The 10920-nt window shown below is 65.5% G+C and carries 9 protein-coding genes and 2 pseudogenes; 6 read left to right on the top strand and 5 right to left on the bottom strand.

What is annotated here, in order from left to right:
• Both GWG65_RS39660 and GWG65_RS39655 read left to right on the top strand, forming a co-directional pair.
• Positions 1-293: pseudogene (locus GWG65_RS39660) on the top strand (DUF898 family protein); the annotation flags it as partial.
• A pseudogene (locus tag GWG65_RS39655) lies at positions 293-832 on the top strand (M48 family metallopeptidase); the annotation flags it as partial. The pseudogenes GWG65_RS39660 and GWG65_RS39655, both read left to right, overlap by 1 nt.
• 127 nt (positions 833-959) lie before the next feature.
• On the opposite strand, the gene upp reads toward GWG65_RS39655, so the two are convergent.
• The 3 genes from upp to GWG65_RS39640 all read right to left on the bottom strand — a co-directional run bounded on the left by upp (position 960) and on the right by GWG65_RS39640 (position 4255).
• A complete protein-coding gene (upp, locus tag GWG65_RS39650; protein ID WP_247381381.1) occupies positions 960-1589 on the bottom strand; it encodes a uracil phosphoribosyltransferase in 630 nt (209 codons plus the stop codon).
• Positions 1590-1754: 165 nt separating this feature from the next.
• Complete coding sequence (locus tag GWG65_RS39645) at positions 1755-2993, bottom strand: URC4/urg3 family protein (RefSeq protein WP_275200834.1); 1239 nt, start codon at positions 2991-2993, stop codon at positions 1755-1757.
• 5 nt (positions 2994-2998) lie between these two features.
• A complete protein-coding gene (locus GWG65_RS39640; protein WP_275200833.1) occupies positions 2999-4255 on the bottom strand; it encodes a GTP cyclohydrolase II in 1257 nt (418 codons plus the stop codon).
• A gap of 382 nt (positions 4256-4637) precedes the next feature.
• Between GWG65_RS39640 and GWG65_RS39635 the strand changes: the two genes are divergently transcribed.
• On the top strand, positions 4638-5765 hold the full coding sequence (locus tag GWG65_RS39635) for a threonine synthase (protein WP_275200832.1): 1128 nt from the start codon (positions 4638-4640) through the stop codon (positions 5763-5765).
• A gap of 92 nt (positions 5766-5857) precedes the next feature.
• A complete protein-coding gene (locus tag GWG65_RS39630) occupies positions 5858-6664 on the top strand; it encodes a class I SAM-dependent methyltransferase (protein ID WP_275200831.1) in 807 nt (268 codons plus the stop codon).
• A 180-nt stretch (positions 6665-6844) separates the two neighbouring features.
• Here GWG65_RS39630 and GWG65_RS39625 read toward each other — a convergent pair whose 3' ends face one another.
• Both GWG65_RS39625 and GWG65_RS39620 read right to left on the bottom strand, forming a co-directional pair.
• Entirely contained in the window at positions 6845-7660 is an 816-nt protein-coding gene (locus tag GWG65_RS39625; protein ID WP_275200830.1) for a DUF2927 domain-containing protein, read from the bottom strand.
• Positions 7661-7745: 85 nt separating this feature from the next.
• Positions 7746-8321, bottom strand: a complete 576-nt coding sequence (locus GWG65_RS39620) for a L,D-transpeptidase (RefSeq protein WP_275200829.1) — start codon at positions 8319-8321, stop codon at positions 7746-7748.
• A gap of 265 nt (positions 8322-8586) precedes the next feature.
• On the opposite strand from GWG65_RS39620, the gene GWG65_RS39615 reads away from it, so the two are divergent.
• A complete protein-coding gene (locus GWG65_RS39615) occupies positions 8587-10134 on the top strand; it encodes an acetolactate synthase large subunit (RefSeq protein ID WP_275200828.1) in 1548 nt (515 codons plus the stop codon).
• A gap of 108 nt (positions 10135-10242) precedes the next feature.
• Positions 10243-10761 carry a hypothetical protein gene (locus tag GWG65_RS39610; RefSeq protein WP_275200827.1) on the top strand — a complete coding sequence of 173 codons (519 nt, stop codon included), beginning with the start codon at positions 10243-10245 and terminating at the stop codon, positions 10759-10761.
• Positions 10762-10920: the final 159 nt, after the last annotated feature.

Below are 10920 nucleotides of genomic sequence, written 5' to 3'. Positions count from 1 at the left end.
TCCCTCCACCGCTGCCGCCCACCCGAGTCGACTTCACCGGCGATCGTTCCGGGTTTCGCAAATTGGTCACCACGGGCGCGATGCTCGAGCTCGTCACCTTCGGCTTTTACCGCTTCTGGCTGGTGACCGACATCCGCCGTCACCTCTGGTCGAACACGTCGATCGACGGTGACGCCGCCGAATATACCGGGCGGGCTAAGGAGCTTCTGGTCGGCTTCCTTATCGCGCTTGCAATCCTGGTGCCGATCTATCTCGCCTATTTCCTGATCGGCATCGAGTTCGAGCGTTGGCGACGGCGGGCGTGCTGCCGACCTCGGTGCCGAATGCGTTTGCGCTGCCGGGCGGCAAGGTCTTCGTGATGCAGGGCCTGCTCGACAAGGCGCAAAGCCCCGACGAGCTCGCCGGCATCCTCGCCCACGAGCTCGGCCATCTCAAGCATCACGACAACATGCGCGGGCTGATCTACAACGGCGGCACCTCGTTCTTGATCGGCCTGTTGTTCGGCGACGTCACCGGCTCGTCGGCCGTGATCTTCGCCTCGCGCAGCGTGGTTGAGGCCTCCTATTCGCGCGAGGCCGAGATGGGGGCCGATACGTTCGCGATCGAGATCATGCACGCGCTCGGCCGCTCACCAAAGCCGGCCGCCGAATTGATGTTCCGCATCACCGGCAAGGAAGGCGGTAGCGGTTTCACGATCCTGGCGAGCCATCCTCTGACCGAGGACCGCCTCGCCCGCATGACCAAGGAAGACCGCCCCGCCAGCGGCCCGCCGCTGCTGACCGATACGGAGTGGCAGGCGCTGAAAGGAATCTGCGGCAGCGGGAAGATCTAAAGCGGGATGAATTTCGGCTGAATCGATGCGCGCGCCAGAGCTCGAATCACCTCTCCCCGCCGGGCAGAGGTGAACCGCTGACAGCCGACGAACCTGATTTCATCATGTTCCAGTTGTCGCGCCGCTCTCATCGCGTTCCGTAGGCCCGGTCGCCGGCATCGCCGAGACCCGGCACGATGAAGCCGTTCTCGTCGAGCCCTTCATCGACAGCGGCCGTCCAGATCGGGACGTCCGGATGCAGCCCACGCAGCCGCTCGAGTCCCTCCGGAGCTGCGATCAGGCAGGCCAGCCGAATATCCTTTGCGCCGCGCTCCTTCAGCCGATCGATCGCGGCAACGGCCGTGTTGGCGGTCGCGACCACCGGCGTCACCACAATCGCAAGGCGCTCGCTAAGATCGGACGGCGATTTGAAAAAGTACTCGACCGCGGCAAAACTGTGCGGCTCGCGGTAGAGCCCGATGTGCGCGACGCGCGCGGTCGGCACCAGATCCATCATGCCGTCGACGAAGGTGGTGCCGGCGCGGAGCATCGGCACGAACACCAGCTTCTTGCCGGCGATCTTGGCCGAGTGCATGCGCGCCAGCGGCGTGTCGACGACGACGTCGGTGAGCGGCAGGTCCCGCGTCACCTCGTAGCACAAGAGCATCCCGATCTCCTTGATCAGCTCGCGGAATGATTTTGTCGAGATGGATTTGTCCCGCACCAGGGTCAGCTTGTGCTGAACCAGCGGATGATCGACGACCGTGACGCCTTCCATATTGAATGCTCTTGCTTTTTCCCTTCTCCCCTTGTGGGAGAAGGTGGCGCGAAGCGCCGGATGAGGGGTATCTATCCGCGAGTTCAAATGGATGAGGAGCACTCGCGGAGAGAACCCCTCACCCGCCTCGCTTCGCGAGGCACCCTCTCCCACAAGGGGAGAGGGTCAGAAAACCGTGCCGTCGCTGATGACCTTGAGCGGCGGCGCGCCGTCACTTCGGCGCGCGAAGGCGATGGCCCGGCCGGCCGCCCAGGTGCCGCCTTCCAGAATGCTGGCGAGCGGTAGTGACTCCGGCGTGCGGCCGAGTTTCGCGCGCACGAGGTCTGCGAGCCGGTCCAGCAGCGCGACGGTGAGGGCGCGCCACTCCACGACAAGCAGCGAATCGACCGCATGCGCGCGCTCGGCATCAGCGGGATCGCGCAGGTGAAGCACCTCGTGATCGACGAACAGCCCGCCATTGCGGTATTCGGCGAGCCCGGTCAGGCCGTCGATGTCAGTGACCTCAAATCCGGCGCGCTGGAGCGGCTCGGTCAGCGAATAGCTCAGCCATTGCGACAGCTTGTGCAGCGGCACGAGGCCCGCGGTCGCATCATCGGCCTTGATCGCCGGATGGCGCCAGCAATCGCCGAGCGGAACGCCGGCAAGTTCAAGCCGCGACGGCCAGATCGGCCCGAGCTGGTTCAGCACCGCGGACAGGATGGCGGGCGCGGGAAGCGCGCCGTACGTCGCCTGCGCCGCGATGTGATCGAACAAGCCGCCCGGACGCGAGGTGTCGTGCAAGCCGAAAACCTCGGCACGCTCGGCAACCAGCCGGCCCAGGCGCCGCAGCAGATCCGTGCGTCCTTCGAGACCGAGCAACGGATTGGCGTCGCTCACCTGGAAGGCGGACGTGAGCGCGGCGAGCGGTAGTTTTGCGAGCACATCCGCGTCGACCCTGAACGGCGCGCGCGCGTCGCCCGAGAAGAGGCCGCTCGCGAACATGTCGAGGCTTGCGATCGCGAGCCCCTCGGATCGGCCGATACCTTCTCCCGTGAGCGCATCGCGGTATCGCCAGGCGGGTCCGGCGCCGGCATCGAGCAGCACGCTGACGATCGCTAAGTCGAACTCCGCGCGCGCCCGCGCCGCGCGGTCCGGCCAGGACGTCGCGTCGGCAAGGCGCGCCCAGCGATCGACGCCGCCAAGCACAAAATGCCGCCAGCGCGCATGGAAGGGAATGTCGAGCGTCGGATAGGTCCGGCGCGTGACCGCGACCACGGCGTCCGCGACGCTGTCCATCCGATCGAGATCGACCGTGAAATGGCTTAAGCCGTCGCGCAGGCCGAGTTCAAGCATCTGCTCCGCGCGCGCGCGCACCGCCTCTGCGCTGAGGAGCGAGCGGGCCGGTTGTTCTGGGGCGTCCGCCATGACGTTCAGTATTTTTCCAGCGAACGCCCGACTATGTCGTTCACGTCCTTTTCAGTCACATCGTCGGCGGAGTAATAGCCGGCGGCCTTCTTCGCGGCGATCTCGACATAGGCATCGGCGGGAATCAGCTCCGGCGGGATCGGTACGCGCTCGACGATGTCGATGCCCTGCGAGGTCAGCGCGTCATGTTTCATGTCGCTCATCGACAGGAAGCGGTCGATGCGCTTTAAGCCCAGCCAGTGGATCGTATCCGGCATCAGCTGCTGGAAGCGCGCATCCTGGACCCCGGCGACGCATTCGGTCCGCTCGAAATAGGCGGCGGCCGCGTCGCCATCCTCCTGGCGCTTGCGCGCATTGTAGACCAGGAATTTGGTGACCTCGCCGAGCGCGCGGCCTTCCTTGCGGTTGTAGACGACGAGCCCGAGCCCGCCATCCTGCGCGCCGCGCGCCGATTCCTCGATGCCGTGAATGAGGTAGGGCCGGCAGGTGCAGATGTCGGAGCCGAACACGTCGGAGCCATTGCACTCGTCATGCACGCGGCAGGTGATTTTGGTGCGGTGGTCCGGCAGCTTGGTCACGTCGCCGAACATGTAGACGGTGGTGCCGCCGATCGGCGGCAGGAACACCTTCATGTCCGGCCGCGTCACCAGTTCGGGGAACATGCCGGCGGTCTGCTCGAACAGCGTGCGCCGCAGCTCGGTCTCGCCGGTCGCAAAGCGCGCCGCAAGGCCGGGCAGGTACCACACCGGATCGATCGCGATCTTCACCACCGAGACACTGCCATTGGCGTGCACGACCTCGCCGTCGGCGCGCAGCCGTTTGGCAGCCAGCGCCTCGCGGATCTCCGGCAGGTCCAGCCGCGCGCGCGTCACCGCGATGCTCGGCCGGATGTCGCAGCCCTCGGCAATCTCCTTGCGGAAATTCTCGGCGACGAGGTGGCCCCAGGGATCGAGCGCGACGATCTTGGCCGGATCGCTCCATTGCGAAAACGGCCCGATGGTCGCGGCCGGAAAGGTGTTGGTGAGGTCGGGGCGGCGGATCGGATCAAGCGCGCCGGCGGAGACGGCGAGCGCCCGATACATCGCATAGGATCCGCCATGGCTGCCGATCACGTTGCGGTCCTGCGCGCGCGACACGGTGCCGATGATCGGACCCCGCGCCCGCGCGTCCGCGGCGCCCCAGTGGATCGGAAAGGCGGCCTTCCTGCCCGGCTCCGGATGGGAGGTGAGGCGGATGTGGTCGGTACGGTTCGCGCGGCTCATGACCAAACTCCCAAAAAGCCAACGGCCCGCCGCTCGGACGGGCCTGGCTCGGTCGCGCTGCCGGTGCTGAACACGGGTCACGCGAGCTCAATCAAACATATTGTAGCGGGCAGTCGCGACAGACAAGTTAATCGTGCTGCGCCGCTGGGCCGTTTGCGGCCAAAATCCCGTCATCGACCAGCCGGCAGGGCTCGCCTGAACGCCGCGCCCTGGCGCTGGCCGACCTTGCCGCTCTGCCGGTGCGATCGACTTAAGGGATTGAAGTATTTCTATTTTTCATGTTTTCAAGGGGCGATGCATGGTTTGTCCGGCGAGAGCCGAATCCTGGACAAAACGTGTCATCAGACCAATCGTACAGAACGCCTTTGCCTCGGAGACCGCCATGCCTTCCGCCGCCTACATCGACCCCCGCAACGGCAAGCTCTATCCACTGGACCAGCCGCGCTGGTGCTCGGACGAGCGCACGCCGCTTTTGGTGACGCCGGGGGCGGGGATGTCGCGGGACGACATCGAGGGCCGCACTCGGTCGCTCTGGCGTTACCGGGCGGCGCTGCCGGTCGAGATCGCAAAACCGATCACGCTCGGCGAAGGCTGCACCCCGCTGGTGCAGCAGGATTGGGGCGACTTGCGGCCATTCTTCAAGCTCGAATGGTTCAACCCGACCGGCAGCTTCAAGGACAGAGGTTCTGCGGTCATGCTGTCGTTCCTGCGGCAGATCGGCATCGACGCCATTCTGGAGGACTCTTCCGGCAATGGCGGCTCATCGATGGCCGGACTCGGCGCCGCCGGCGGCATGCGCGTGAAGATCCTGGCGCCGGCCTCGACATCGCCGGCCAAGATCGCCCAGGTGCGCGCCTATGGAGCCGCAGTGCAGCTCGTCGAGGGCCCGCGCGAGGAGTCGGAGGCCGAGGCGATCCGCCAGTCGAGCCAGACCTTCTATGCCAGCCACAATTGGCAGCCGTTCTTCCTCGAAGGCACCAAGTCGCTCGCCTATGAAATCTGGGAGGATCTCGGCTTTCGCGCGCCCGACAACGTCATCGTCCCCGTCGGTGCCGGCAGCTCTCTGCTCGGTTGCGCCTTCGGCTTCCGTGAGCTCAAGAAAGCCGGCCAGATCGCAAAGCTGTCGCGCCTGTTCGCGGCGCAGCCGCAAAACTGCTCACCGATCGATGCGAGCTTTCAGGCCGGCGTCGACACGCCGGTGCCGCGCGAGGTGCACAAGACCATCGCCGAAGGCACCGCGATCAAGCATCCTCTGCGCCTGCGCGAGATCATCGGCGCGTTGCGCGAGAGCGGCGGCGGCACCGTTGCGCTCAGCGAGGACGAGATCGTCGCCGCCCTGCGGCGACTGGCGCGGCAGGGCCTGTTCGCCGAGCCGACCAGCGCCAGTGCAGTCGCCGCACTGGATAAATTGTCCGGCATTGGCGCCATCAAGGCGAACGAGACCACGGTGGCGGTGCTCACCGGCACCGGCCTCAAGGCCGCAACCACTGTCGCCGATCTCGTGCAATAGGGCCGGCGCGGAACGGCCCTTGCATCTGCTTTGAACCTTCGGCGCCCGGTGGCAGCCTCATGAAGATCGAAATCGAGTGAAGGGAGAGTTCCATGAACGCGCAGGACCCGTTTGCAGGCTTCAAGGCAGTCCAGAAGGAAGCCTGGTCGCTGTTCACGCCGATGGAGGTGTTCACGACGCCGTCGGCCGCCAGGCTCGTGAACTTTGCCGGCGTTGCCGCCGGTCAAAATCTGCTCGACGTCGGCTGCGGTACCGGCGTCGTCGCGATCACGGCGGCGCGCCGCGGTGCCAAGGTCAGGGGTCTGGATTTGTCGCCTGTCCTGATCGAGCGCGCCCGCGAGCACGCAGCTCTGGTGGGCCTCGATATCGACTTTCGGGATGGCGATGCAGAGAGCCTGCCCTACGGCGACAACGAGTTCGACGTGGTGCTCAGCCAGTTCGGCCACATGTTCGCGCCGCGACCCGATGTCACCATCGCCGAGATGCTGCGCGTGCTCAAGCCCGGCGGCACCATCGCCTTCTCCACCTGGCCGCCGCATCTCTTTGTCGGACGGATGTTCGCGCTGATCGGGGCGCGCCTGCCGCCGCCCGAGGGCGTGGCGTCGCCGGTCTTGTGGGGCGATCCGAAGATCGTCACCGAGCGTCTCGCGGGCCGGGTGAAGGACCTCTCGTTCGAGATGGACATGATGACGCCGTCCGCGCTCAGCCCGCAGCATTTCCGCCGCACCATGGAAGCGACGATCGGGCCTCTGATCAAGCTCGTCGCCGAGTACAAGGACGAACCGGAGAAGCTCAAGAGCTTGCGCACCGAGTTCGAAACGCTGATCTCCGGTTATTTCGATGCCGGTAACAACGTGATGCGCCAGCAATTTTTGATGACGAAGGCGAGGAAGCTGTGAGGCGGCGATGATGGTGCTTTCCCTTCTCCCCTTGTGGGAGAAGGTGGCGCGAAGCGCCGGATGAGGGGTTGTATCCGCGAGCTCAAACGCGAGAGATGTGCTCGCGGATAGGACCCCTCATCCGGCTTCGCGTGCCGCGAAGCCACCTTCTCCCACAAGGGGAGAAGGAAGAGACCTTCCTCACTCCTTCAGATCATTCACCCGCTTCACCCACATGCGCACGTCGACGAGCACTTCGGGCAGCGCCGCCTTGACCTCCTGCACCGTCATCCCCGCCTTGATGCGGGGATCGTAGAGCAGGTTGAGGATGTATTGGTCGTAGACGTCGAAATAGCCCATCGAGACGTTGTCGTTGAACATGGTCCAGGGCACGCTCGACGTGTCGTTGATCGGGCCGAGCGATTGCAAGAGCTCCTCATAGGCGCAGTCGAGGAAGACGAAGTCGCCATTGTCGACGGTGAGGATGACGTCGGAATGCTCGATCTCGAAATTGTCGTTCTTGCGGAAGCCGGAGAGGCATTGCGGATCGAGCGAGGTGCGGATCTCACGCGCCTTCTCCGCGCCGTAGAAGCTGGAGATGGTGCGAAACAGGTCGCGGTCGCGCACCAGCTTGACCCGCAAATTCGCCGCCTCGCTGCTGTCGATCATGGCGATGTCGAGATGCTGCACGCGCTTGGCGATGTCGGCCACGACCTTGGCCAGCTGCGCCTTGCGGTCGGCGCGGTCGCTCTCGGCGAACACGCGCACCGGCCCGTCGAACTTGCGGATGCGGTCGACGCGGCCGGCGAGGTGGTATTCGGCGCCGAACGCCGTCTTCAGAAAGCCGTCGACGATCTCGCCGTCGGTAAAGCTCTTTTTCTCGGCGCGCTGGCGCGCCGCGATCGCGGGCAGCTCGCTCGCCACCGCAATGGTAGCGGTGTCAGGCGCGACGATGAGCGCTGCGAGCGCCAACAGGGCGATGCGAAGGCGAGGCGAGGGCGGATTCAATGCGCTCATCGTCGTGCGACGCTGCCGTATTCGCAAGCCGCGCACAAGACCGCAAATCACGCGCCCTTCCGGGTTTCCGCCGTGGCCCCACCAGCTAGTTGTTGAGCACGACCACCGTGGTACCGACCGAGACGCGGCCATAGAGGTCGCTGACGTCGTCATTGGTCATGCGGAAGCAGCCCGAGGAGACCGCCTGGCCGATCGTTTCCGGCTCGTTCGAGCCGTGGATGCGGTAGAGCGTCGAGCCGAGATACATGGCGCGCGCGCCGAGCGGATTCTCGATGCCGCCCTTCATGTGGCGCGGCAGGTCCGGCCGGCGGGCCAGCATCTGCGACGGCGGCGTCCAGTCCGGCCACTCCTTCTTGGCGGTGATCCGATGCACCCCGCCCCAGCGGAAGCCGTCGCGGCCGACGCCGATGCCGTAGCGCAATGCCTGGCCGTTCTGCAGCACCAGATAGAGCCGTCGCTCGGTGGTGTTCACGATGACGGTGCCCGGCGCGTAATTGGTAGGATACATCACGGTGGAGCGGGGAACCGGGCTCGCACCGCTGCCGAGATAGCCGGTGGAGCTCGTGCCCGTGAAGTCTATCATGCCCGCGGCGGATGCGTTGCCCGCGCCCGCCAGCAACAGCGCCGTTGCGGCAATCGGCGCGGCAAAAAACCGGATCATTGTTTCCCCCAGCAAAAAATCGATTCAACGAACGCCACAGGCCATATTTGCGGGCATTTCGCAAGCCACGGCCGCGTGAGGGACGTCATCCCCGCGATCGGCGTTATCAAATCGGCAACCACGCCAATTGGTCGGAAAGCATTAGCCAAACCCGCGCGTCGTCACGCCCGGCAGGGCAGCAATGCCCGCTATTGCTTTGACGAAGGCCGCGAACAATGATTGATCGAATGCATTGGTGGACATTGCCGGTTGCGGGAGCTGACGGATGAATGGTGCGGAAAGCCTGGTGCGGACCATGGTCAAGGGTGGGGTCGACGTCTGCTTCAGCAATCCCGGCACCTCCGAGATGCATTTTGTCGCAGCGCTCGACCGCGTGCCGGGGATGCGCTGCGTGCTCGGCCTGTTCGAAGGCGTGGTGACGGGCGCCGCCGACGGCTATTTCCGCATGAAGGGCACGCCGGCCTCGACCTTGCTGCATCTCGGCCCCGGCCTCGCCAATGGCCTGGCCAATCTGCACAACGCCAAGAAGGCGAACTCCGGCATCGTCAACATCGTCGGCCAGCATGCAGTCTACCACATCGGCTACAACGCGCCGCTGACCTCCGACATCGAGGGCCTGGCCCGGCCGATGTCGTCCTGGGTCCGCACCTCGCCGGATTCCAAATCGGTTGCCGCCGATGGCGCCGCGGCGATCGCCGCCGCCAAAAGCGCGCCGCCGCAGATCGCGACCCTGATCCTGCCCGCCGACACCGCCTGGAACGAGGCCGACGGCATCGCCGAGGTGCCGGCCGAGCAGCAGCGCGCGAGCTACTCGCCGCAGGCGGTCGAGCAGGCCGCAAAAATCCTGCACGGCGACGGCGAAGGCACGCTGTTGCTGATGACCGGCAGCGCGCTGAGCGAGCAGGGGCTGGCGCTGGCCGAGCGCATCGCCGGCAAGACCGGCTGCACCGTGATGGGCCCGACCTTCCGCCCGAAGATGGCGCGCGGCCGCGGCCGCTTCTCGATCGACCGCATCCACTACGTCATCGACAACGCGCTGCCGATGCTGGCGAAGTTCCGTCACATCGTGCTGGTCGAGTCCGATGATCCCGTGGCCTTCTTCGCCTATCCGAACAAGCCGAGCGTGCTACGGCCCGAGGGCTGCGACGTGCATCGCATGACCTCCTGGGGCGAGAACTCGGTCGCCGCGCTCGAAGCACTGGCCGGCGCGGTGAAGGCGAGCACCAGGGACGTCAAGCCACAGGCCTTGGCTGAGCTGGTCAAGCCGACCGGCGCGCTCAACTTCGCCTCGATCGCGCAGGCGATCGCCTGCGCGATTCCCGAGAACGCGATCATGGTCGACGAATCCCTGACCACCGGCCGCGGCTTTTTCCCGCCGACGGCGGCGGCCGCCCCGCATGACTGGCTTCAGAACATGGGCGGCTCGATCGGCTTCTCCACGCCGCTGTCGATCGGCGCCGCGATTGCCTGTCCCGACCGCAAGGTGATCTGCATGGTCGGCGACGGCAGCGCGATGTACACGATCCAGTCGCTGTGGACGCAGGCGCGCGAAAACCTCAACATCGTCACCATCGTGTTCGCCAACCGCATCTACCAGATCCTGCGCGGCGAGTTCGACAATGTCGGTGCCGGCGAGCCCGGCCAGCGCGCCAACGACATGCTGAAGCTCGACCGGCCGACGCTGGATTTCGTGGCGCTGGCGAAGGGCATGGGCGTGCCCGGCCGCGCCGTGACCAATGCCGACGAGCTCAACAAGGCACTGGCCGAAGCCGTCGCCGAGCCCGGTCCGCGGCTGATCGAAGTCCAGATGTGAGGTGTGGTTGACTAGGTTCTCTCCCGACGTCGTCCCGGCCTAGTGCGCAATTGCGCACTAGGCCGGGACGACACCGAGGTGTGGCGGCGCGGAAGGTCGGAAGGCACGATGCAGACCGAGCTGAACAAGGTGATCGCGGCGCTCCGGGACTTCTACGCTCACGAAGGATTCCTGTTCGAGAAGGACATCGGCGAGCGGGCGATCACGCATCGCTTCGCCGTGCATCTCGAGAAGCAGTTCTCGGGCTGGGCGGTCGATTGCAACTACGACCGGCTCGGCGAGCGGACGCTGCATTTGCCGCACGGCACGATTATTTCCACCGACGATCATCTGGGAAAGTCGATCTATCCCGATGTCGTCGTGCATCAGCGCGAGATCCCGAACAATCTGCTCGCCATCGAGATCCGCAAGGCGAGCAATCACACCTCGCTCGAGCACGATCAGCACAAGCTGAGGGCGCTCACGGACGCGCATGTCTGGTTCGCCTTTTGGATCGGCGTTCTGCTGGTGCTGGACCAGCACAATGTGACGACATCGGAGGTCTATGTCGGCGGCATCGTCGAGCCACAGCTCTCGCGCTGGTTCGCAACCCGGCTGGAGGAGACCGGTCTCGGGGCTGCGCATTAACTGGGACGTGATGGGAAACGGGACGCAATGGGTTGAAGTCGAATCAAGTCGGCCGACAGCATCACTCTCACCGTTCCCTCCCCCCTTGTGGGGGAGGGGCAGGGAGGGGGGGCCACTCGGGGATTCTTTCCGTTGCGCACCCGCCTGCGGTGTATCATC

It is taken from the genome of Bradyrhizobium sp. CSA207 (assembly GCF_029051685.1).
Taxonomy (GTDB): domain Bacteria; phylum Pseudomonadota; class Alphaproteobacteria; order Rhizobiales; family Xanthobacteraceae; genus Bradyrhizobium.
The sequence above is the reverse complement of the archived record's forward strand: the minus strand, read 5'-3'. Positions and strand labels throughout refer to the sequence as shown.